Source organism: Loktanella salsilacus (assembly GCF_900114485.1).
Classification (GTDB): Bacteria; Pseudomonadota; Alphaproteobacteria; order Rhodobacterales; family Rhodobacteraceae; genus Loktanella; species Loktanella salsilacus.
Map to the genome: position 1 here is coordinate 54,746 of NZ_FOTF01000016.1, position 23,924 is coordinate 78,669.

Genomic DNA, 23,924 nt, shown 5'->3' on the forward strand with positions numbered 1-23,924 from the left:
TTTGTGAATAAGTTATTAATTTCAGTGCCTTATTTAACATAATATGTTTCGCGTGCGAAACATTTAGGTTTTGCAATGTAAATCGCACCGCCATTGCCACGCTGGCCCCTGCGGGTTATGTCGCGCAGCGATGACCAGCGGATGCGAGGATGCCATGGCCAAGGAAAAGAAGACCCCGCGCCCTAAGGCGGAAACGCCCAAAGGCTTTCGCGACTATTTCGGCGCGCAGGTGACGCAGCGCACCCAGATGCTGCGCCAGATCGCCGAGGTTTATCATCGTTATGGCTTTGATCCGCTGGAAACCTCTGGCGTAGAGACGGTCGAGGCGCTGGGCAAGTTCCTGCCCGATGTTGATCGCCCGAACGAGGGCGTCTTTGCTTGGGAAGAAGACAGCGACTGGCTGGCCCTGCGCTATGACCTGACGGCGCCGCTTGCCCGCGTCGCGGCGCAGTATCGCAATGATTTACCCTCGCCGTACCGCCGCTATGCGATGGGTCCGGTGTGGCGCAATGAAAAGCCGGGGCCGGGGCGTTTCCGTCAGTTTTATCAGTGCGATGCGGATACGGTCGGCGCACCTTCTGTTGCGGCTGACGCCGAAATTTGCGCGATGCTGTCCGACACGCTAGAGGCCGTCGGCATCAAGCGCGGCGACTATGTAATCCGGGTGAATAACCGCAAAGTCTTGAACGGCGTGCTTGAAGTCGCGGGTTTGGCGGGCGACGACAAAGAGGCTGCGCGCGGGATCGTGCTGCGGGCCATCGACAAGCTGGACCGCCTTGGCGTGGACGGCGTGCGCGCTTTGCTGGGCGAGGGACGCAAGGACGAGAGCGGCGATTTTACCAAGGGTGCGGGGCTTGATGATCAGCAAGCGGAAGTGATCCTTAGATTTTTTGACTGGGAGACTTCTCGCAAGAACTTAGTTCGACAGGGTATTAACGCTTCCTTGATGCTGGAAAATGACGATTGGCAAAGTTGGCTTAACGCTGGGATTTCGGCTGATCCACAATTGCGCAAAGGTCTGGATGATCCAGAAAACGCTGATGAATTGAGAAACCGGATGGCCATTTTTCATTTGGCCGATTTAGTCCGTGATTCCTCTATTGGAATGGAAGGCGTTCGCGAACTGAAAGAGATCGCGGACTTGCTGTCGGCCCAAGGTTACGGCCCCGACCGCATCGTGATCGACCCGTCCGTCGTGCGCGGTTTGGGCTATTATACCGGGCCGGTTTACGAGGCCGAACTGACCTTTGAAGTCACGGACGAAAAGGGCAATGTGCGCAACTTCGGCTCTGTTGCGGGCGGCGGGCGTTATGACGATCTGGTCAAACGCTTTACCGGGCAAGAGGTGCCTGCGACGGGCGTGTCCATCGGCGTGGATCGCCTGCTGGCGGCGCTGCATGCGACGGGGCGGCTGGATACCAAGGACGTGGGGCCTGTCGTGGTGACCGTCATGGATAAGGCGCGGATGGCGGATTATCAGACCATGGTCGCCGAATTGCGCAATGCAGGCGTGCGGGCCGAGGTTTATCTGGGCAACCCAAAGAACTTTGGCAACCAGCTGAAATATGCGGACAAGCGGAACAGTCCCATCGCGATCATCGCGGGCGGGGATGAGTTTGAGAAAGGCATCGTGCAGATCAAGGACCTGATCCTTGGCGCGCAGATGGCCGAAAACGCGACGCTGGAAGAGTGGAAAGACCGCCCAAGCCAGATTGAAGTCGCGAGGACTGATCTTGTGGCCGAAGTGCAAAAGATGCTGGCCGGACAACAGGAATCGCAATCGTGACCTTAGCCGCCACACTGACCGAAGCCGACCGCCTGCGCGATTTCTTTGCCGCGCGCGATGCTGTTGTGGTGCAGACCGACGTGCTGCAATCGGCGGACACTTTGCTGGATTTGTACGGCGAGGATATTCGCGGCCGGTCCTACCTGACCGCCGATCCAATCCGTGGAGAGATGGTCCTGCGCCCCGACTTTACGGTGCCCGTGGTACAGATGCACATGCAGTCCCACGCGGACCCGGCCCGCTATACCTATGCGGGTAAGGTGTTTCGTAAGCAGGATAGCGATCCCGACCGGGCGAATGAATTCGTGCAGGTCGGGTACGAGGTCTTTGACGGCGTCAATCCGGCGTTGGCCGATGCCGAAGTCTTTGCCGCGATCCGTGATGCGCTGGGCGATGTGCCGCTGCGGGCTGCGACGGGGGACATCGGGATTTTGATGGCGGCCGTGTCGGGCCTGCGCACGTCGCAGGCGCGCAAGGATGCGTTGGCGCGGCACATCTGGCGGCCACGGCGGTTTCGTAATTTGCTCGACCGGTTTGGCGGGCGTACAGCTGTGCCGCCAAGCCGCGCAGCATTGCTGGCGGCCAGCGATCCCTTTGCCGGGGCGGGTGCTGATATGGGTAAACGCAGCCGCCTTGAGGTTGAACGTCGGATCGAGGCGCTGCGGGCCGATGCGGCCACTGCGCCGATCAGCGGCGAGGAACTGGCCTTGCTGGATACGCTGACGGGGCTGCGCGAAACCTCTGACCATGTGTTAAGCCAGCTGCGCGATATCGCGGTGGATATGCCGGCGATTGGTCCGGCTGTGACGCGCCTGAATGCACGTCTGGACGCGTTAGAAGATTACGGCGTGGACGTGTCTAAGCTCGAGTTCGAGGGCAGCTATGGCCGCACCTCGCTTGAATATTACGACGGCTTTGTCTTTGGCTTTTACGCAGCGGACGATCCGACTTTGCCGCCTGTGGCGACCGGCGGGCGTTATGACGCGCTGACAGCGCGGCTGGGCGAAGGCGTAGCCGTACCTGCCGTGGGCGGTGTGATCCGGCCTGATCTGCTGCTGCAGCTGCGGGGGGATATCTGATGCTGAAGCTGGGTGTGCCGTCCAAAGGGCGGCTGATGGAGAAGACCTTTCAATGGTTTGGCCAGCGCGGTGTGACCCTGCGCAAGTCGGGCAGTGATCGCGAATATGCGGGCGCTGTTGATGGGATCGACGGTGTCGAGCTGGTGTTGCTGAGCGCTGGCGAAATCCCGCGCGAGCTGGCAGCAGGGCGCATCCAGATGGGTGTGACCGGATCAGACCTTGTCCGCGAAAAGCTGGTGAATTGGGAAAAGTCGGTGCGAGAGGTCGCGCTGATGGGCTTTGGCGGGGCGGACCTGATTATCGCCGTGCCGCAGGCTTGGGTCGATGTCGATACGCTCGACGATCTGGATGCAGCGGCTGCCGCTTTTCGTGCGGTGCACGGTCATCGGCTGCGGATCGCGACCAAGTATCACCGCCTGGTGCGCGAGTTCCTAAAGCAAGCGGGCGTTGCGGACTACGCGCTGATCGACAGCCAGGGCGCGACAGAAGGCACGGTCAAGAACGAGACCGCCGAGGCGATTGCTGACATCACCTCGACCGGGGAAACACTGCGCGCGAACGGGCTGAAAATTCTAAGCGACGGCATGATCCATGCGTCGCAGGCGACCTTGTTCCGCACGTCCCGCCGCGACTGGACCATGCAGCAGCGCGCGACCTTTAAGACGCTAGAGCAGTTGCTGGGCACCTAAAGACGGGCGCCTTTGTGATGATGTGAACGGCCGGGATCCGCTTGTGCAGCGGTCCCGGCCGTTGACTTGTGCGCTGGGCCGTGCGGTTGTGTCCGGGCCCTTAGTCATTTTTCAACCATTTCTGCAGGAGCCGTCATGCGGTCATTTTTCTGTCTTGCTGCCTGTGCTCTTGTCCTTGCCGGCTGCGGCGGGCGCGTGTCCCGCGACCGCATTGCGACGTCAAGCGCGCCAGTTTATCCGGTTTTTGCCGATGCCGCGCCCCACGCAAACGTCGGGCAATTGCCGTCGTATTATCCGATCCACGGGGTTGACGTGTCCCGCTATCAAGGGGCAATTGATTGGCATCAGGCCCGCGCCGGGGGCATTTCCTTTGCCTATATCAAGGCGACAGAGGGCGGCGATGTGGCCGATCCGATGTTCCACACCTACCGCGCGGGGGCGACCGCAGCCGGGGTGCGGCATGGGGCTTATCATTTCTATTACTTCTGCCGTTCGCCGCAGGAGCAGGCGGCGTGGTTTATCCGCAACGTGCCGCGCGACCCGGGTGCGCTGCCGCCGGTGCTGGATATGGAATGGAACCACCAGTCCCGGACGTGCAGCCGCAAGCCCGATGCCGCCACTGTGCGTGCCGAGGCGACGGCGTTTCTGGACATGCTAGAGCGGCACTATGGCAAGCGGCCGCTGGTTTATACGACGCCTGATTTCTATTGGGACACAGCCCTTGGCCAGCTGCCGCGCACGCAGTTCTGGCTGCGGTCCGTCGCGGCGCATCCATCCGAGCGCTATCCCGGTGAGGGCTGGGCGTTTTGGCAATACACCGGCACCGGGATTGTGCCGGGGATTGCACGGCCTGTCGACGTGAACGCCTTTGCCGGGAGCCCGGCGCAATGGGCGAAGTGGATCGAGTAATCGCCTGATGGTGTCGCCCCGGCGGTGCCGGGGCGGGCGTTGAGGGGGCGCTGCCCCCGCCGCTGCGCGGCCCCCCGAGATATTTTTGACCAGAAGAAGGTGAGGGGCTGCGGGTTTTGCGGTTAGCCTTCGGCTTTGATTTTGTCGCGCAGGAAGCGGCGCAGGATTTTGCCGGAGGCGGATTTCGGGATTTCCGTCACGAAGTCGATGCGGTGGACCTGTTTGTAGGACGACAGGGTTTTCGCAAGGTGCGCCTTGATGGTGTCGGCGTCCGGGCCGTTTTCGGTGCGCACGATAAAGGCCATGGGGATTTCACCGGCCTCTGGGTCTGGCAGGCCGATGACGGCGGCATCGGTGATGCCGTCCATTGCGACAAGTGTCGCCTCCAGCTCTGCCGGGGCGACTTGGAAGCCTTTGTATTTGATCAGCTCTTTGAGGCGGTCGACGATGAACATCTGGCCGTCTGCGTCGATCACGGCGATGTCGCCCGTGCGCAGCCAGCCGTCCTCTACAATGGTTTCGGCAGTGGCTTTGGCGTTGTTGAGGTAGCCCTGCATGACGTTGGGGCCTTTGATCCAAAGCTCGCCTTCTGCCCCAGTATCAAGGTCTTGCCCGGTTTCGATGTCAACGATGCGGCACAGCACGTTTGGCGCGGCAAGGCCGGAGGCCCCGGGGATGGCGCTGCCCATTGGGGACAGGTGGCTGACGGGGGACAGTTCGGTCATGCCGTAGCCTTGCAGTGACACGCAGTTCAGGCGGGCACCGACGGCGTTTGACAGGTCGGCACCCAGAGGGGCGGCACCGGTAAAGACTTGCTGCAGCGCGGACAGGTCGAACTGATCGACCATCGGGTGCTTGGCCAGTGCGAGGGCGACGGGCGGGACGATCCACATGCGTTTGGATTTGTAGTCCTGACTGATGCGCAGGAACATTTCCAGATCAAAGCGGGGCAGGGTGACGAGGCCGCCGCCCCCTGCAAGGTGCAGGTTCATCAATACGGTCATGCCGTAGATGTGGAAGAACGGCAGGAAGGCGGCAGCGACTTCGCCGCGTTCAAAGTCTGCACCCGCGATGATCTGATCGACGTTCACGACCAAGTTGCGGTGCGACAGCATCACGCCTTTGGGCAGGCCGGTGGTGCCAGAGGAATAGGGCAGCACGACAGTATGGTGGTCCAGATCGACGAGGACTTGGGCGGACAGCGGCTCTTTCATCAGGTCGCTGAGTTCCAGCGTGTTGTCGGCTTTGCCGATGGTCGCGATGTCTGTGACGTTGGTGCCGGGTAGTGCTTCGCGGGCGGTGTCGAGGAACATCGGCACGGTGATCAGGAATTCAGCGCGGGAATCCTGCAACTGATGGCGGATTTCCGAGGCGGTATAGGTCGGGTTGATCGTGGTGATAGTGCCGCCAGCGAAGGCGACGGCGTGGAAGATCACGCAGTATTCGGGGCAGTTCGGGGCCATCAAGGCAATGGTGTGACCCGCGCCGAAGCCGCGTGCGGTAAGCCCGCCCGCGAGGGATTCGACCTGATCAATGAACTGCGCGGCGGTGATGGTGCGGCCCGTGGGGCCGTCGGTCAGCACGACCTCTGACGGGCGGTCGCGCAGGCCCTCAAAGACGCGTTCCGTGATCGAGATATCGCGCAGGGCGACGTCGTCGAAGGGGCTTTGGAAAATGGTCATGATGGATCTCCTCTTGTGCAGAGCATGCATCGGGGCGGGGCGACTGTCACCGGTTTTGACGCCACGTCATGATATAGACCATTTGGGGGCTTGGGGCGGGTGTCTTGTGCGCCGGGCGGTTAGCGGACGCCGAGGGCGGCGAGGGCTTTTTGCAGCTCTGGGGGGAGGGAATCTTCGGCCTGTTGACTGTCTGTCAAATCGCCGGGCGCGTCGGCGGGGGACAGGTAGCGCCAGCCTTGGAACGCCTTTTTCGGGGTAGAGGCGGTGCGGATGATTTCGGGTGCAAGCACGATGCCGCAGCGGCGGATATCGTCTTGGCCGATCACCTCGCGCAGTTCCAAAATGCGTTGGCGACATTGGATGACGCCCTTGATCACCCAGTAGATACTGCCGCCGTCCAGCAGCTCTGCCTCGCGTTTGGGCCACATGCGGGTGACATGGTAGTACTGGCCATCACGCGATTGACTGGCGCGTTGCTGCTGCCAGCCGAGCATGTCGTCGATGGACTCGGTCCCGACAGAGAGTTTCACCAGATTTATGTGAGAGGGCAATGAATTCACCTAGATGTTGTGGTGTGTGTGACGCCTTACCGCAGGTCATCAGTGGTTATCAATTAGTCCGGGCGTTGCCAACTGCAAGGCTTGGTAAGCGGGGGGAGGCTCGAGGTGACGCGAGTATTCCTATAAAAATTACCTTGTTGAGTCCGAAGTTGAGGTCGCTGAGCTAACCTACCCCTAGCCCAGATTCGGCGTTCTGTCGCCAGGGAAGTTAGGGCCACATATGCGGTAGAGTGCGAAGCGCAACCCCATATGTTGTGCCTATGCGGCATTTTGGCCTGATATTTTGTGGGCAAAGTGGCCGTAAGCGAATTGCCAATTCAAGACCCGTCACCTAGAACGGACCTCCTTAACCCTACTTGATTCCCCCATCCCAAGGATTGCTATCATGACCCGTTTCAGTGCCCCCATCGCCGCGCAGATTTGGGATATGAAATACCGTTTTAAAGAAGCGGATGGCACGCCGAAGGATATCACGGTCGAGGATACGTGGCGGCGGATTGCGACGTCTTTGGCGTCGGTTGAGAAGTCGCCGAAGGCTTGGGAAGACAAGTTTTACGGTGCGCTGGAGGATTTCAAATATCTGCCCGCTGGCCGGATCACTGCCGGTGCAGGCACCGCGCGTCAGGTGACACTGTTTAACTGTTTCGTCATGGGCACTGTGCCAGACAGCATGGGCGGCATCTTTGACATGCTCAAAGAGGCTGCGTTGACGATGCAGCAGGGCGGCGGGATCGGGTATGACTTTAGCACGATCCGCCCCAAGGGCGCGATTGTGCATGGTGTGGCGGCGGATGCTTCTGGTCCGCTGTCATTCATGGATGTCTGGGACGCGATGTGCCGCACGATCATGTCCGCAGGCTCGCGCCGCGGGGCGATGATGGCGACGATGCGCTGCGATCACCCCGACGTTGAGGATTTCATCACTGCCAAGCATGACGCGGCCCGTCTGCGGATGTTTAACATGTCGGTGCTGATCACCGATCCGTTTATGGATGCGGTTAAGTCTGGCGGCGACTGGGATCTGGTGTTCAAGGGCACCGTGTACCGCACCGTCAAGGCCCGCGATCTGTGGGATGCGATCATGAAGTCGACCTATGAGGTCGCAGAGCCGGGCGTGATTTTCATCGACCGGATCAACAAGGCCAACAACCTGAGCTATTGCGAGACGATTGCCGCGACCAACCCCTGCGGCGAGCAGCCTTTGCCCCCCTACGGTGCTTGCCTGCTTGGCTCGATCAACATGGCGCGGCTGGTCAGCGATCCGTTTGGCGATGCGGCGGCGCTGGATATTGCGGCGCTGGGCGAACTGGTCGCCACCGCTGTGCGGATGATGGACAACGTCGTCGATGCGTCGCAATTCCCACTGGAAGCGCAGCGCCAAGAGGCGAAGGCCAAGCGCCGGATCGGTCTGGGCGTCACCGGTCTGGCCGATGCGCTGCTGATGGTCGGTCTGCGCTATGGCTCTGAAGAAGCGGCGCGTCAGACGGATGAGTGGATGCACGCGATCGCCCGCGCCGCCTATCTGGCGTCGGTCGATCTGGCCAAGGAAAAGGGCGCGTTCCCGCTGTTCGACGCAGAAGCCTACCTTGCGTCCGGTGCGATGGAGGCAATGGACGAGGATGTGCGCGAAGCGATCCGCGAGCATGGCATCCGCAACGCGCTGCTGACCTCGATTGCGCCCACTGGCACGATCTCTCTTTACGCGGGCAACGTGTCGTCGGGCATCGAGCCAGTGTTCGCCTATGCCTACACCCGCAAGGTGTTGCAGAAAGACGGGTCGCGCACGGAAGAAGAGGTCGTGGACTATGCCGTGCAGATGTGGCGCGAGCTGAAGGGTGACACCCCGCTGCCCGACTATTTCGTCAACGCCCAGACGCTGGCCCCGCTAGAGCATGTGCGCATGCAGGCTGCGGCGCAGAAGTGGATCGACTCGTCGATTTCCAAGACGATCAACTGCCCCGAAGACATCAGCTTTGACGATTTCAAAGAGGTCTATATGGCCGCTTGGGATCAAGGCTGTAAGGGTTGCACCACCTATCGTCCGAACGCCGTGACAGGTTCCGTGCTGAGCGTGTCTGACGACAAGCCCGTCGCTGTCGAGCAAGAGAACGGCACCGCCGAGGTCGTCTATATGACCGAGCCGCTGGACCGCCCGACCGAGCTGGAAGGCGCGACCTACAAGCTGAAGTGGCACGATAGCGAGCACGCGATCTACATCACCGTGAACGATCTGGTCGTCGGCGGGCATCGCCGTCCGTTCGAGGTATTCATCAACTCCAAAAACATGGAGCATTTCGCCTGGACCGTGGCGCTGACACGGATGATCTCTGCCGTGTTCCGGCGCGGCGGCGATGTGACCTTTGTGGTTGAAGAGCTGAAGGCGGTGTTCGATCCGCGCGGCGGCGCTTGGATGCAGGGCAAGTACGTGCCTTCGATCTTAGCGGCCATTGGCGGCGTGATCGAAAAGCACATGATCGCGACGAGCTTTTTGTCGGGCGAGGGCGAAGGCCTGAAGAGCGATCCGCAGGCGGATGTGGTCACCCTTGGCAATGCGCCACGTGGCAAGGCCTGCGGCAGCTGCGGCAGCTATGACCTGCGCATGGTCGAAGGCTGCATGACCTGCGGGAGCTGCGGCTATTCCAAGTGTGGGTGATGGGTGGCCAGTCGGCCATCTGAAACTGCGCTGAAAGTTTGTCCATTACACCCCACTTTTTGTCCATTGTGGTAGGCAAAGTTTGTCCATCGGCCCTTTTTAGGGCCGATGAACCCTTAAAAATATAGCCGAAGCGTTTCGACGACTATCGACCCGAGTTGCACCATTTCACGCGCTTGACGTTTGAAAAATTCGGATGCATCCAATTGGCATGAACAGGATTATGCCCTCACACCTCATACGAGTGATATCCATCTGACCCCGCTTGTCGGGGCCGGTTGCGGTCGCGCGTCCTGAGAATACCCCCCCACACGCAGCACCCTTATCCGGCCCTCTCCAGTATTTCATGGATTGAGGACGCTACATGACCAACCCCCAATGTTTGGCGCTTAGCCGCCAAGTGATCTTTCGCTGGATACGCTGATGACGTGACCCGGCCATCTTGGCACGGGTCTACGCCATAAGGCGCGATGTTGTCTGAACTGGACGCACGGCGTTCAAAGCGGCCGAAAGGCTGCTGACAGTTCAGGACCGCCGGACCCACTGACCGGCTTGATCTCCAATGAAAGTCACCCCATGAAACCTTTTCGCTTCCTTCAGGCCGCATTGCCCGCTCCTCGCAATCTGACCAACATTCTCGAGGCTCGCTTCACAAGTTTCTTGTCCGCTTACCGCAAACGCCGCTTTGCGGCGCTGTCGCCGTTCAATGCGATTGCGATCGACGACGATTTTGATGGCCTGATTGCTCTCGGATCATCCAGGTCAACACATGACAGCTATCGCCTCAACGACGACGATGTGGATATGATCACGCGCCGCGCGCGCCGGATCGTGGCGCTGATGAACGCGCAGTCTGAAGGCGGCCACCTCACTGAAGATCAAGTCAAACGCCTTCAATTGGCGACGACCACCCCGAAATTAGTACCGGTGCCTGACATTAATGCGCCGGATGAAATCATCGACCAGCTGCATAGCGAATTCCCTTGGATGACGCCGGCAACCGATGCTGTCTGGCAGGCCCTGCGCTTGTCAGCCAGCCGAGGTGATCAAGGCGTTCGGATTCCTCCCCTGCTACTCGCCGGGCCTCCGGGTATCGGCAAGACAACATGGGCCCGCAGGCTTGGATCGCTAATCGGTGTGCCGACGGGCATCATTGAAGCGACATCTGAGCCAGCAAGCTTTGCCTTGGTGGGTATGCAGAAGGGCTGGACGACAGCGGCATCAGGAAAGCCTATGGATCTGATCCTGCGAACACAGGTCGCCAATCCAATCTTTATCATTGATGAAGTTGAAAAAGCTGGTCGAGCGATGTCTCAGAATGGCGGGGCCTATGATCTGGCTTCAAGTTTGCTGCCATTGCTTGAACGCGAAAGCAGCAAGGTATGGCAATGTCCGTACTTTCAGCTGCCCTTCGACATGTCGTGGATCTCATGGATCCTGACTGCGAACGATGCATCCTTGCTGCCGGCCCCGCTACGCAGCCGGGTGACGGTTATCGATCTACCCGCCCTGACGATCAAGCAGATCATTGACTTCATGCTAAAAGAGGGCAGACGGCGCGATCTCAGCGCACCAGCGCTGGATGCAGCGATGATCGCCATGCAGTGCGCTGCGACGCGCGGTACCATGCCAAGTCTGCGCACTGCGTTGAGGGCCCTGGATCGTGCGGAGGCGCTGCAGGCTCGGCCGATGATGCATTGAATATGCCATCGAAAAATCACGCTTGGTCTGAGTCAATACGCTGATGTTGCAGGTTTAGATTTGAGGAAACGCGCTGTCCTTGATCTTGGATCAGTGCCTTCGGAGAATGACCTTGAATAAATTGTTCGAATTTAATGATGAACTGCTGCTGGATCCTCGGGCCGATGCAGCCGATGAGAATATGTCGATTAAGGATCTGGCTTTTGGTGCCGCGTATCGTAGGTTCGGACCCTACCATCCTAGTCAGATTCTCTATTTGGAATCATATTGTTGGCGAGATACCATGGCAGTGAAAAGAGCGCCAAACCAGCAGTTTGCAAGTTTGGCTTCAAAACGCTGCGAACGGAATTTCTGACCTCATCTTGACATGAATGATCTGCAGTAAACCCCACAGATTCCCTGTGGCAGCAATGGGCCACTACTTGCAATTTAAGGGAGGTACTGCCAACGGCGGACACGTGCCGCTTATCCCGATCGATACAGGTTGATAATCAAATCCACAGTTCGACGACCACTACCAACAGACTGTCAACAGCGCTGCCATGGGGGCAGCCTCTTCGACGGTAAACGCACCTGAAATTAGACTGTAAGACGATCACGGCGTCGTCACTCAACTTGCCGAACACGCACAGATGACGCTAAGTTAGTGGAATGTCCTAGCCAAAGGTCAACGTCACGTTTGAGGGTTTCCGCCGTGAGAATAGTAATCTGGTTTATCGCATTATTCATCCCGCTTTTGGCGTCGACAGCAACTGCAAAAAGTTGGGAGGATGCCATGAGGGATGTTGAAGACATGGCAAACTCATACTTCGAAATCGCCCGCGAAAAAGGCTTTGATGGATGGCTTGGCACCGCTTACAACGAAATTGATGTTGATATGCACCTGTGTGCGATTCTTGGAAGAATGGTGGGTCACACTGACGAAATCGCCCATCTCGAACCGCCGCAACCAGACGAAGATGCTGATGGGCGTGAATTTATGATTGCGTCTAATTCACTGAACAACTGGGTGATAGCAGCGAAATACCACCATAGCATTGATGACGATAGCCGTAAGCGCATATGGAATTTGGATTGCGTTGGGAAATTCGATATTCCAGATGACCTGTGGGTAAATGCCCCTGACGGCTATCTGGTCGAGTATGATGCAGACCGGTCGGCGATCATGATCCAAGGAGATATTACTGAGGGCTTTGCCGAGGCGGTGATAGATGCAATAGCAACTTATCCCGAGGCAAAGGTCATCTCCTTGGGTTCGGGAGGCGGTGCAGTCTACGAAGCGATCAGAGCAGGAATGGCAATTCGTTCAGCCGGTTTAGAGACCGAGCTTATCAACAACTGTTATTCTGCATGTCCTCTGGCGTTGGCAGGAGGTACTGTAAGATTCATGTGGTGGCCATTCAAAGAAGTAGGCCTTCATCAGGTATCTTCATATGGCTCTGCAATTCCGTTGTCTGCACCAGTGTATCGTCATATCGCAGTCTACCTTGCGGAAATGGGATTGGACCCAATTCCAATTATTGAAATGATGTGGTCCAGCCCACCATCGGAAATGTTTATAGTTGAAGAGCAGTTGAGGTGCGACACCAGAATCATTACCAACCATCAGCGCGGTTGTCTTTCATATTGATTTAAGAAGTTAATTAGAGATCAGTCAATTTTTAGGATTTACCTCAAATTTAATTTGTAAGTTGTTTTTCCCTCAGCATCAAGAAGCGCTGGCCGATCCAACTTTTCCAGAATCCCACGGGACATATCCGGGTCCAAGGCTGCATAGGTCTCTACCATCTGGGCCGCGTACTGTTAGCTCTAGCCCATATGCGTCGCGAGCACCGTCAGGGTGCAGCCCGCGCGAAGCAGTCACGTCACCGCAGTCCCGCGGGCATCGTAGAGGCGCAGGTCGCTCCGGATCCCGAGACGATCAGGATGCGTCTGACGTAGCGCGGCGCACCCTCGAAAATCAGGTCGATCTCTGACTGGGTCCAAATAATGCCGCCCTGGCGTGATCCCCGCGTGTCCGCTCAGACAACTGCTAAAATCTTTCAGTTCGAAGAACTCATTGATGATGTCCTGGAAGCTGCCCTTCACGACAGCCGTTTTGGCGGTTGTCGCGGCCCGATAAGCTTCGACATACTCGACTGTGTTGGGTCCGTAGGTCGAAGGCCAGTCCCAAATTCGCGGTCCGCCGCGTTGGGCATAGTGGTGTTCGACCACAGTGCCGATGATGGTGTTGGATCGGCCGAGGCGATGGAAGCGCGGCCGCAGCTTCATTAGCGGCTCAAAAGCCACCTTAATGGTAAGCCGGTCATTGCGTGGTGGGTTGTGCTGTGAATGATGGCATGAATCGACAACCAAAAGTGCAGGTCGCTTTCTTCTTTTCTTGCTTTCTTGTTTGGAAGAAAGGAAGAAGTCATGTATCATGACGGAGATGAACAAGATGACAGACGACGGTAGCAAAACGACGAACGTTAATTTTAAGGTCACTGAAACTGAAAAGTGGGCTTTTAAAGAGCTCTGCGCCAAGCACCGCATGAGTCAGGTTGACGGATTTCGACTGGCTGCGAAGCTATTGGAAGTCCACTTGGAAGACGAAAGCGGCAAGAGCGCTTGACAGAACGTGATTTAATCGGAGTTCATGCATGAGCTGCAATGCGATCCATAAAAACTCGTTAAAGTTGTGCGCTTTTGATATGACATTCAATGATTATAATTTGGTAGACTGAAAAATTTATGGCTGACGCTATTGAAAAAACCCTCTTCGCTGCTGCTGACCGAATGCGCGGTGCGATGGATCCTGGTGAATACAAGCATGTTGCGCTCGGATTGATATTTCTGCGCTATGTTTCAACAGCATTTGAAGCGAAACGAGAAGAGTTTGCCAAAGACGAATTGAGTGACCTTGAAGACCCAGAAGAATACGCTGCTGAAAACGTGTTTTGGGTACCTGAAAAGGCCCGTTGGTCGCTTCTTGCGGCCAATGCCAAAGTCAATGACATCGGCGTCCAGATTGATGACGCGATGCGTGAGATCGAAAAATCGAACCCCACGCTGAAAGATGCCCTCCCGAAGGTCTATGGCAAAGCTGACCTCGACCGGTCGATTGTGACCGGACTGATCGAGATGTTCACTAATCTGCAGCTGAAAGGCACGCGTACGGATTTTGACCTCATTGGTCGCATCTACGAGTATTTCATCGGCGAATTTGCGACGTCAGAGGGGAAGCGGGGGGGGGGAATTCTATACGCCGCGGTCAATCGTATCGGTCATGGTCGAGATGTTAGAGCCCACGCATGGTCGCGTTTATGACCCTTGCTGCGGGTCTGGTGGTTTCTTCGTGCAATCCGAAAAATTCATCTCGGCACACCAAGGGCGCGTGGATGACATCGCTGTCTACGGCCAAGAGCGAAACCCTGCCACCTTCCGATTGGCTCGCATGAATCTCGCGATACGCGGGATCTTTGCAGATATCCGGTGGAACCCTGAGGGAACGCTGTTGAAGAATGCATTCCCCGATGAAAGGTTCGATTTCATTCTTGCCAATCCGCCCTTCAACATTTCGGACTGGAACGGTGATTTGCTGCGCGAAGACCAACGGTGGACTTTCGGCACACCGCCGGTAGGGAGCGCAAATTTTGCATGGATGGCCCATATTCACCACCAACTCTCAGCGAATGGAATCGGCGGTGTTGTTATGTCTAATGGCTCTATGACATCGACACAATCAGGCGAAGGCGAAATTAGGAAATCGATGGTGTTGAGCAACGCGGTAGATGCTATAGTCGCTCTGCCGGGTCAATTATTTTTCGGAACTCCGATCGCTGCCTGTCTATGGATATTGGCTAAAGACAGATCAAATGGGACCGCGAATGGTTCGAAGCTAAGAGATCGCAGAAATGAGGTTCTGTTTATCGACGCGAGTAGTATGGGCACGCTTGTTTCTGGCTCGAGAAAACAGAAAGAGCTTTCAGATGACGAAATTGAGAGGGTTGCCAATACTTATCATTCTTGGCGAGGGGAGAAGCAGGTAGGACCATATGGCGATATCCCGGGTTTTTGCGTCTCCGCTAACGTGGAGGAAATACGCAAGAACGATTTTATAATGACGCCGGGTCGTTATGTTGGGGCTCACAAAAAAACCAATGATAGCCGGATATCCAAGGAAAATTTGAATTCTCTTTTTGAGAATCTTTCACAACAGATGGCCGAATCCAGACGCATTGACGAAGAGATTGTGAGAAAGTTGGGGTGGAGCCAATGAGAACCCTTTCAGAATTAGTTACAATCGAATCCACAAAAATATTGCCAAATGAGTTCGCTGCAGAAGAGTACATTTCGACAGACAATATGGTTTCCGACTTAGGGGGTATTAAATTTGGTAAATCAAATGTGCCAAATGGAAAATCTACAAAATATTCTGTAGGCGACGTACTATTCTCAAATATTCGAACATATTTTCGGAAGGTGTGGCTCTCTGATCGTGCTGGTGCGTGCTCCAATGATGTTTTGGTTTTTCGCCCCATAGAAGCCTTGGTTACACCTCAGTTTTTATACTATACACTGATTAGGCCTGATTTCACGGCATATTCCGCACGAACTTCTAGGGGTGCGAAAATGCCTCGCGGTGATAAGAGTGCAATGCTTGACTTCCAAATACATGTTCCCGAGCTTGAAGAGCAGTGTAGGATCGTTTCGATCCTGGAGGTTTTTGATAGTAAAATTCAATTAGACAGAGACATGTTCCAAACTTTAAATGCTATTGCAGGAGAGCTATACACGTCTTGGTTCGTGAATTTTGATCCCGTCCAATCCAAATCAAGCGGCGGAATACCTGATTTTATGGATTCTGATACGGCGTCTCTTTTTCCTGCGTCATTTGATGGCGAAGGACTGCCAGATGGGTGGACTAAGGATTCCATAGCCCATTACATGCACATAAAAGGCGGTACTCAGCCACCAAAGAGTTCGTTTTTGTATAAAGAAGAGGCCGGCTATATTCGACTTGTCCAAATACGAGATTATGAATCAGATAGTAAGATCACTTTTGTGAGGGATAGTTCCTCTCTTCGGAGGTGTGGGCCTTTCGATGTAATGATTGGGCGCTACGGTGCCTCGGTCGGTAGAGTCGGATGGGGCCTGTCTGGAGCCTACAACGTTGCATTGGTGAAGGCTGAGCCGCATCGTCCCAGTGATCAAGAATTTATACGTGCAGTTTGTAATTGTGATGAATTCCAACAATACATTCAATCCATTTCTGGGAGAAGTGCTCAAGCCGGATTTAATAAGAGCGACATCGCGGCATTTTTGACATGTTGCGGAACTGACGCGATTAGGGACGCATTTTCTTCAGTGATTAGGCCTTTGCGCGAACGACAGCTTCAATTGATGGATGAAATTAGAACGCTCGAAGCCCTTCGCGACGCTTTGCTGCCGCCACTCTTGTCCGGAGGGATTAGTTTCGACGACATAAAGAAACAATTTAAAGAGGTCGCCTGATGGCTTTTGCATCCGAAGAAGATCTTGAACAATGGGCACTTGGTGAACTTCAAGGCCTCGGCTTCACCTACCTGCATGGTGCCGCGCTCTCCCCAGAAGCTTCAAATCCTGTCCGTGAGAGCTTCCAAGATGTCCTGATCATCAGCCGATTGGAAGCAGCGGTTCGCCAGTTCAATCCGGGTCTGCCAGACGATGCTGTCAGGACCGCCGTCAACGCGATCCGCGACACGACGTTTTCCGGTGACCTCATCTCCGAGAACCGGCGGCTTCACGCTTTAATGGTCGGCGGCGTGCCGGTGTCGTGGTTCGAAGGTGGCCAAGAGCGACATGACATCGCGCGCCTGGTCGATTGGTCGAACACCGAGAATGACTGGTTGGTCGTCAACCAGTTTGAGGTCGTAGGAAAGTCGGCCCGTCGCCCGGACGTCATCGTCTTCCTCAACGGCATGCCGATCGTCGTCATCGAGCTGAAAGGCACTCAGAGTGGGACATTGAAAGGCGCGTTCAATCAGATCGAGACCTACAAGACGCAGGTTCCTGATCTTTTCAGGACCAACCTTCTTAACGTCATCTCGGAGGGCGTGACGGCCCGCTACGGGTCGATCTCGGCAAACTTTGACCGGTTTATGCGGTGGCGGACCGTGGATGGGGAAACCTTGGTGGAAGATGGGACGGCGCTTGCGCTGCACACCTTAATGGCAGGTCTGCTGAATCAAGAAGTCATATTGGAGATGATGCGATTCTGCACCGTTTTCGAAGATGAAGGCAAAGGTGCCATCAAAAAAGTCGCCGGCTACCATCAGTTTTATGCCGTCCGGAAGGGCATGACTGCCGTGCATGCCGCCAGAGGTAGAGATGGTCGCGGCGGGATCATGTGGCATACGCAGGGATCCGGAAAATCGCTTTTGATGTCGTTCCTCGCGGGACGCCTCATGCGCGATCCGGGCCTTGAAAACCCGACCTTGGTCGTGATCACGGACCGGAACGACCTCGACAATCAACTTTTCGCCACATTCTCACGCTGTGCCGCGTTGCTCGGTGAGATCCCCGTCCAAGCTGACGATGTGCCGGATTTACGTGCGAAGTTGGACGATCGGAAGGTCGGCGGGGTCATATTTGCGACAATCCAGAAATTCAGGCCAGGTAAGGGCGAGATCGATTTTGGCGAGCTTACCGATCGGTCCAACGTTATTGTCTTCGCGGACGAAGCACACCGCTCCCAATATGGCTTCGACGCTAAGTTGAACCGAGAAACCGGTGAGACGAAATATGGCTTCGCTCACCACCTGAGGACGGCTCTGCCGAATGCCGTGTACGTTGGCTTCACCGGTACGCCGATTGAGCTGGTCGGCGCAGACACACAAGCTGTATTTGGAAACTACATCGACGTCTATGACATAGCCCAAGCAGTCTCCGATGGCGCGACCGTTCCGATTTACTATGAGGGTCGCGTCGCAAAGATCGAATTATCGGAGGATATTGGCGATGTCATTGATGCTGAATTCAAAGAGATAATCGAGGAGGCAGAAGCCGAAGGCGTCGAGTTTGACGATCAGAGCAAAGGCGCGATTTCGTCGAGGTGGACGCAGCTCGAGAAACTGGTTGGCGCAGAACCCCGTCTTGACGCCGTCGTCGATGACATCCTGAGGCACTTTGATGCACGAATAGAAGCGATGGACGGCGGCAAGGCAATGATCGTCTGCATGTCGCGGAAGATCTGTGTTGAGGTCTACAAGCGCATCGTGGCAGCCCGCCCTGAGTGGCACTCCGATGAGGATGCAAAAGGTCAGGTAAAGGTCGTCATGACTGGATCCGCCCAAGACGCCGCCGACTTTCAGCCCCACATCCGGACAAAAGGAAGGCAGGAGACCCTGCGGACACGCTACAGGGACGCGTCTGATGAGCTACAGCTCGTGATTGTCCGGGACATGTGGCTGACGGGCTTTGACGCCCCCTGTATGCACACACTTTACGTCGACAAGCCCATGAAGGGCCATGGCCTGATGCAGGCCATCACACGCATCAACAGGGTCTTCGGATCGAAGCCAGCCGGCTTAGTTGTCGACTACATCGGCCTTGCGGCTGATCTAAAGGCAGCACTAAAACACTACTCTAATGCCGATCAAAAACAGACGGGTATCGACCAGAACGCAGCGGCCCACGCTCTCATCACCCAGATCGACATTATGCGGAGCATGTTCTTCGCTGTTCCCTACATGGCTGCCGTCCATGGGTCGCCTGCTGACAGGCTTAAAATTCTTCCAGTGGCCATCGAGCACGCGCTCACTTTGCCGGTAGACGGTAAAGAGGCGGTCAACCGGACGGATTCTAAAAAGCGATTCATGCGGGCGGTCGCAGGCCTCGTGAAGGCCTTCCGCATCGCTGCAGGATCTGCCGAGGCGTCGGACGTAAAGGACGAGGTCGGGTTTTTTATGGCTGTCCAGATGGCGATCAGGAAGATGGATGCATCAACCCGCACGGCGCGTACAGCTGAAGACGCAGAGCTCGCTATTTCCCAGCTTTTGAACCGCGCTGTCGCTTCCACAGAGGTGATCGACATTCTGGCGGCCGCTGGCTTCGACAAGCCGGACATCAGCGTCTTGTCCGAAGACTTCCTCCTCGGCCTGAAAGATACGCCGCACAAGAACCTTGCAGTTGAAGCACTGAAGAAGCTGCTAAACGGTGAGATCCGCACTCGCACACGCACCAACCGGACGCAAAACGAGGCTTTCTCTAAGCGCCTGGAGGACGCAATGGCGCGGTATCACAACCGGAGCATCGACGCTGTTCAGGTCATCAAGGAGATGATCGATATGGCCAAGGAGCTGCAGCAACAGCCAAAAGACGGGATGACCTCCGATGAGGTCGCTTTCTATGACGCATTGGCCAACAGCGAAAGCGCCAGGGCGCTAATGGGGAATGCAGAACTTCGTGTGATCGCGCAAGAGCTTGTAAATGCAGTACAAGCTACTTCATCCGTTGACTGGTGGCGTAAGCAGAATGTCCGAATGAAGATGCGTGTGACCATTAAGAAGATTTTGAAGCGACACGGCTTCCCGCCAGACCTTCAAGAGGAGTCGATCAAAAAAGTTCTCGTTCAGGCTGAAGTTTTGGCAAAGGCGTTCTCATGAAAAAGCATGACTTTATTGGATATCTAAAAGCACAGTATGCCGCCTCTTCGGCGCAGCTAAAGGTATCAAGCTTTATGCTTGTAGTGGCAACTGCACCATCCGCTATATCGATATTTGTTAATGATGAAAATTTAATTTATACACTTGCGATTTTGAATGGAGTGCTTGTTTGCATTTGGCTGATGTCCTTGACGTCTTATCAAGCGAAGAGACGTGCTGCACATGAGGCACGAAGGGCAGCACTGCTTACAGATTCTTTCGATGCCGATCTATCTTCAGATGAAGTTGCGTATATTCGCGAAACATTTACGGTAAAAGAATCAATAGCTATTCCACTAATTGATGAGTATTATTATGACTCGAAAAGTAAGCCTGGATATAAGCGTCTTTTGGATAATATCGAAGAATCGGCTTACTACACATCACGAACTCAAAAGGCCAGCCGTCAGCTCCTCACTACTTTTTTAATTATTTATGCATGTTCTTGGATTTTAATGTTGTTTATTGCAATACCAGATCAAGAGAGTGTGTTTTTGGCGAGTGGAGCCAAGTTATTCATGGCAATAACAATTTTCATGTTTTCCGGAGGCTTGGTTCGCGCATGGATTGACTATGGGTCATGTGCTAAAAATACAGCGGAAATTGTTACTCGCTGCAACGCGGCGAGGGTCAACGAAGTTAAACAGATAGATGTTCTGATGATCTTGTTGGATTATTCTGGTTATATTGATTCCAGCCCGGAAGCGCTCCCAAATACCTACTATAAGATGAGAGAAAAGATGGAGGAAAACTGGAAGATCATCTCAGGTGGTAGGCAATGAAAAATAATCGCCTCTTCAATGATTTTCTTAAGAATACCGTTAACCTAAATCAATCGCGACTCGACAGGCTGGACGCGTCATCTGGAGCCGTCGAAACTTTTCTGAGGGGTTCATCTTGGGAACCCAACATCACATTGTGGTATCCTCAGGGGTCATGGGCTCACAAAACGATTACAAAGCCCGTATCTGGCGCGCCGTTTGATGCAGACGTTATTGCGTTTGTCCAGCCTGTATCCGGCTGGGAGCCAAGGGACTATATCGATAAACTTTTCGAAACCTTCAGGTTGTCTGATTTGTATAAAGATAAAGTCAAGCGCTGGTCTCATTGCGTAACAATAAATTACGCTGGCGAACGAAAAATGGACGTAGCGCCATGTGTTGTTACCAATATCGAAGTCAATGGAAGTAACTTGCACCAGTTCCATGTTTGCAATCGAGATGCAAATCACTTCGAGACGTCAAGCCCTATCGATTATACAAATTGGTTAACCCAAAAGAACGCGGTTTGTGGATCAAATTCATTTAGAAAGGTTACGCGACTTCTAAAGTATCTTCGAGATATTAAGAAGACGTTCTCTTGTTCTTCGGTTTGCCTGACAACTCTTTTGGCTGGTCTGGTTTCGGATTTTGATAAAGACCACGAGGATTTTTCGGATACGCCGACGGCCTTGCGGACAATGATGCAACGACTTGATGGGTACCTAAGTCAACATTACTTTAAACCGCGCGTTCCGAATCCTTTTACAGATGAAGATTTTTCTGACTGCTGGACTGAAGCCCAATACCACAACTTCAAGAATTTTGTTAACAAATACCGCATATGGATTGAAGATGCATACAGTGAGAAAGATAGAAATAAGGGCATTAAGAAATGGCGAAAGGTATTTGGATCCGAGTTTGGAAAAGGGGAAAACCTTGATCAGGCTCGTTCTTTTGGGAAAAGAGTCGCGAGCATTTTTGCGCCTCGTCAGCCGGATCTGGCCAAACTTGTTGCCTCTGATAGCTATGACATCATCGACTTTGCGAGCGTTGTGGAAATTGATAATCTGCCGAGTGATTTTCTAAATTTGTCATATGTGGAAGACCCAATCTGGGCAAATTCAACAGGCAGAGGTCTAGAGACCTTTATTACGGCCACCGTTCACCGTCAGAGAGGCGAGGGGGACGGCGCAACGGTATCAAGTGGCCGGATTGTGAAAAAAGGTCAGGAAATGAAATTTAGACTGAATCTAAAAACGGGCACCTTCTTCGACTGGAAGGACTACCAAATTTTTTGGCGCGTAACGAACACTGGAGACGAGGCAGCCAACGCCGAACAACTTAGGGGCGACATTATTCGTGAATACAGATCCGCGGACCGATGGGAAAGTTTATCCTATAGAGGTCTGCACTTTGTGGAGGCTTTCGTTGTCAGAGAGCGTGACAGCGCACTTGTATCGCGATCGGCTCCATTTCTTGTAGCAATCAAATAGGGGGTATATTTTTCGAAATTTATCGTTCACGCAGTTTCTTATCAATGAACAGCGCACGAATACAGACTGCTAATTGGTCAGGAGGAGCGGAAGATGTCATCGACAAAATCGAACAGCAAATCGCAGCATGAACCCTTCATGGAAGCCGCCCGCGAACTTGAAACGGACGACGGCAAGGCTCGCTTCAATAAAGGCCTGCGCGGGGTCGTGACGCCGGAAAAGAAGGTCTGCCCAGAATGTGGTCACGTGTTTAAAGGCAATGGATGGGACGGTATCGATGCGCACTGGAAGTCTAAGCACGAGGATGTAATGCCCTACGACGATGCGTGGCCGCTGCTCAAGAGTGGCGCATACACGTAAGGTATTGAACCGCCTCAATTGTGGGTGGCATAGTAACACAAGAAAGTTGCTATTATTTATTCAGATAAATTTCGAATCAGGCTTGCTATGTGGTTCGGTCGCAAGGTTGGAATCCCTTTGCAAGTCCATCAAGCCTTTTTCGCGAAAGGCACCAGATTGAAGATGTCCTCGTCTTCATAGGCACCACACACCCGCATGGTTTTATATTCAGTTTTCCCGATCACCGCGATGTCTTTTTTGGCGTCGATGTGTTGCTCGACAATGCCAACGATGTAGTCGATGGACAGGTCTGACTGAAGAATGATGAACGATGTGGTCTCCGACCACCATATAGTTGGAGACAGCGCCCGAAGGTCTTCCATTAGCCCTTCATACCTCTCACTGTAAGTGGCGTCTTCACGTATTACAAAGCTTATAAAGTAGGTGTCTGCCATGCTAGAATCTCCTTAACTATGAATTCTGAGCATCCTGCGAAGCTACGGGTTAGTCAAATATAGAATGGCTCAAGATCGCCAGAAGAAAATCCTTAAGTCGTGAACGTCATGCGCTGGGGCTCCGCCACCTTGCCGCAGAATTTTGTTCGACTTTGCCTTATTGCCAGCATGTGGTCGTCGCGCTGAATACCTTTCGAGCTACGGCGCGGCATCGCCATTCGGCCCCATTAAAGACAGCAAAACTCGGAAATCCAAGATTCATATTTTTACATCTTGCCTAAACTGCAGAATTCATGGATGATGCATCACCATGAAAGGCATTGCCCTCACCATACGCGTTCGTTTTTCGGCCTGACTTGGCCGAACAGTTGCTTTGCCTCACGGCGAGTTGCTGACGTGCGACGATCTTGATGGAGTTGCGGCAATGCCAACGATGGCAATCATCTATTCATACGTGAGATGCCTCGATTGCTGTCGGGATGCGTTGGTTTGCAGCTTACACGATGTTTACACATCGGTATCTGCCGGCGCTGGCCGCCTGCAGGTCAAATTGCATAACCCTTCCCATATTTTGCTGACCCACCGGTACGGGACGTCTGTCCGAATAATGGCCTGAGCCTCAGCCAGTCTTTTGACTGCGCTGGGTGAACGCCATTCGCCAGATATTCCAATTGCCGTCTCGCGTGCACGCCGTTGTTCGGTCTGCCATCCGCGATGGCTTATTATGAGGTCATCAAAAAATGATGCATCATTCGGGGCGCTACACGCCGCCTGAACCCTCCCGTGCGGACCGTAAAATCGGTGTCGTGTCCACAGGCCATTTCACGGGCCACCTGATCGTCGATGACGGCGATTACGGTGTTTGTCAAACATGTTGTCCGCCGATTTCATGCGGCGTCTCTGATTTCAGGGGCGCTGATTTCGGTTTCTAGGTTGAGCCAGACGGGTCCGGCGGGTTGCCAGTTGCGGGTTTTGCCTGACCAGCGTTCTGGGTTTTGCGCACGCGCATTTGCATAGAGCATGGCGCGGTTTGCCAGCGTTGCGCGGTCATGGCCAGCGTGGCGTGCGCCCGGAGTGACGAAGCGGATGGCGCTGTGCAGATGCTCGCCGTTATACCAATTGGCGAAGGATTTTACCCAAGCCTGAGCATCTGT

At 54.6% G+C, this 23,924-nt stretch carries 19 protein-coding genes and 1 pseudogene; 15 read left to right on the plus strand and 5 right to left on the minus strand.

Annotation, left to right across the window (positions count from 1 at the left end):
- Window positions 1-154 precede the first annotated feature (154 nt).
- The 4 genes from hisS (at window position 155) to BM131_RS14145 (ending at window position 4,463) form a co-directional block, all read left to right on the plus strand.
- Complete coding sequence (gene hisS / locus BM131_RS14130; protein ID WP_090190520.1) at window positions 155-1,786, plus strand: histidine--tRNA ligase; 1,632 nt, start codon at window positions 155-157, stop codon at window positions 1,784-1,786.
- Window positions 1,780-2,865 (plus strand): ATP phosphoribosyltransferase regulatory subunit, encoded by a 1,086-nt coding sequence (locus BM131_RS14135; RefSeq protein WP_090190522.1) that lies wholly within the window; start codon window positions 1,780-1,782, stop codon window positions 2,863-2,865. The genes hisS and BM131_RS14135 overlap by 7 nt, the downstream gene beginning before the upstream one ends.
- Complete coding sequence (gene hisG, locus BM131_RS14140) at window positions 2,862-3,554, plus strand: ATP phosphoribosyltransferase (protein ID WP_090190523.1); 693 nt, start codon at window positions 2,862-2,864, stop codon at window positions 3,552-3,554. The genes BM131_RS14135 and hisG overlap by 4 nt, the downstream gene beginning before the upstream one ends.
- 135 nt (window positions 3,555-3,689) lie before the next feature.
- On the plus strand, window positions 3,690-4,463 hold the full coding sequence (locus tag BM131_RS14145; RefSeq protein ID WP_090190525.1) for a glycoside hydrolase family 25 protein: 774 nt from the start codon (window positions 3,690-3,692) through the stop codon (window positions 4,461-4,463).
- Window positions 4,464-4,585: 122 nt separating this feature from the next.
- Here the strand turns inward: BM131_RS14145 and BM131_RS14150 are convergent, their stop codons facing one another.
- Together BM131_RS14150 and BM131_RS14155 are read right to left on the minus strand one after the other, a co-directional pair.
- Window positions 4,586-6,145, minus strand: a complete 1,560-nt coding sequence (locus tag BM131_RS14150; RefSeq protein WP_090190527.1) for an AMP-binding protein — start codon at window positions 6,143-6,145, stop codon at window positions 4,586-4,588.
- 119 nt (window positions 6,146-6,264) lie between these two features.
- The gene (locus BM131_RS14155) at window positions 6,265-6,696 is read right to left on the minus strand and encodes a DUF1489 family protein (protein ID WP_090190528.1); all 432 of its coding nucleotides are present in this window, start codon (window positions 6,694-6,696) and stop codon (window positions 6,265-6,267) included.
- 394 nt (window positions 6,697-7,090) lie between these two features.
- Between BM131_RS14155 and BM131_RS14160 the strand changes: the two genes are divergently transcribed.
- From BM131_RS14160 to BM131_RS14175, 3 genes are all read left to right on the plus strand, one after another.
- Entirely contained in the window at window positions 7,091-9,358 is a 2,268-nt protein-coding gene (locus tag BM131_RS14160; RefSeq protein WP_090190530.1) for an adenosylcobalamin-dependent ribonucleoside-diphosphate reductase, read from the plus strand.
- A 576-nt stretch (window positions 9,359-9,934) separates the two neighbouring features.
- Entirely contained in the window at window positions 9,935-11,059 is a 1,125-nt protein-coding gene (locus BM131_RS14165) for an AAA family ATPase (protein WP_090190532.1), read from the plus strand.
- Between the two features lie 694 nt (window positions 11,060-11,753).
- Window positions 11,754-12,689, plus strand: a complete 936-nt coding sequence (locus BM131_RS14175; protein ID WP_139222635.1) for a hypothetical protein — start codon at window positions 11,754-11,756, stop codon at window positions 12,687-12,689.
- 230 nt (window positions 12,690-12,919) lie between these two features.
- Here the strand turns inward: BM131_RS14175 and BM131_RS14180 are convergent, their stop codons facing one another.
- Complete coding sequence (locus tag BM131_RS14180) at window positions 12,920-13,480, minus strand: hypothetical protein (RefSeq protein ID WP_139222636.1); 561 nt, start codon at window positions 13,478-13,480, stop codon at window positions 12,920-12,922.
- On the opposite strand from BM131_RS14180, the gene BM131_RS14185 reads away from it, so the two are divergent.
- The 8 genes from BM131_RS14185 (at window position 13,479) to BM131_RS14215 (ending at window position 22,336) form a co-directional block, all read left to right on the plus strand.
- Window positions 13,479-13,670: a hypothetical protein gene (locus tag BM131_RS14185; RefSeq protein ID WP_139222637.1), complete on the plus strand. Its 192-nt coding sequence runs from the start codon at window positions 13,479-13,481 to the stop codon at window positions 13,668-13,670. The genes BM131_RS14180 and BM131_RS14185 overlap by 2 nt on opposite strands.
- Window positions 13,671-13,789: 119 nt before the next feature.
- A complete protein-coding gene (locus BM131_RS20420) occupies window positions 13,790-14,365 on the plus strand; it encodes a type I restriction-modification system subunit M N-terminal domain-containing protein (RefSeq protein WP_217646868.1) in 576 nt (191 codons plus the stop codon).
- Complete coding sequence (locus BM131_RS20425; RefSeq protein ID WP_245754258.1) at window positions 14,325-15,317, plus strand: N-6 DNA methylase; 993 nt, start codon at window positions 14,325-14,327, stop codon at window positions 15,315-15,317. The genes BM131_RS20420 and BM131_RS20425 overlap by 41 nt, the downstream gene beginning before the upstream one ends.
- On the plus strand, window positions 15,314-16,552 hold the full coding sequence (locus BM131_RS14195; protein ID WP_090190538.1) for a restriction endonuclease subunit S: 1,239 nt from the start codon (window positions 15,314-15,316) through the stop codon (window positions 16,550-16,552). The genes BM131_RS20425 and BM131_RS14195 overlap by 4 nt, the downstream gene beginning before the upstream one ends.
- On the plus strand, window positions 16,552-19,683 hold the full coding sequence (locus tag BM131_RS14200) for a type I restriction endonuclease subunit R (protein WP_090190540.1): 3,132 nt from the start codon (window positions 16,552-16,554) through the stop codon (window positions 19,681-19,683). The genes BM131_RS14195 and BM131_RS14200 overlap by 1 nt, the downstream gene beginning before the upstream one ends.
- Window positions 19,680-20,504, plus strand: coding sequence for a hypothetical protein (locus BM131_RS14205; RefSeq protein WP_090190542.1), 825 nt, complete (start codon window positions 19,680-19,682; stop codon window positions 20,502-20,504). Before BM131_RS14200 ends, BM131_RS14205 begins: the two co-directional genes overlap by 4 nt.
- Window positions 20,501-21,976, plus strand: coding sequence for an SMODS domain-containing nucleotidyltransferase (locus BM131_RS19995; RefSeq protein ID WP_139222638.1), 1,476 nt, complete (start codon window positions 20,501-20,503; stop codon window positions 21,974-21,976). Before BM131_RS14205 ends, BM131_RS19995 begins: the two co-directional genes overlap by 4 nt.
- A gap of 93 nt (window positions 21,977-22,069) precedes the next feature.
- Window positions 22,070-22,336 carry a hypothetical protein gene (locus tag BM131_RS14215; protein WP_090190546.1) on the plus strand — a complete coding sequence of 89 codons (267 nt, stop codon included), beginning with the start codon at window positions 22,070-22,072 and terminating at the stop codon, window positions 22,334-22,336.
- Window positions 22,337-22,464: 128 nt separating this feature from the next.
- Here BM131_RS14215 and BM131_RS14220 read toward each other — a convergent pair whose 3' ends face one another.
- The gene (locus tag BM131_RS14220) at window positions 22,465-22,770 is read right to left on the minus strand and encodes a hypothetical protein (RefSeq protein WP_090190548.1); all 306 of its coding nucleotides are present in this window, start codon (window positions 22,768-22,770) and stop codon (window positions 22,465-22,467) included.
- 887 nt (window positions 22,771-23,657) lie between these two features.
- Window positions 23,658-23,924 (minus strand): annotated as a pseudogene (locus BM131_RS20290) (IS3 family transposase); the annotation flags it as partial.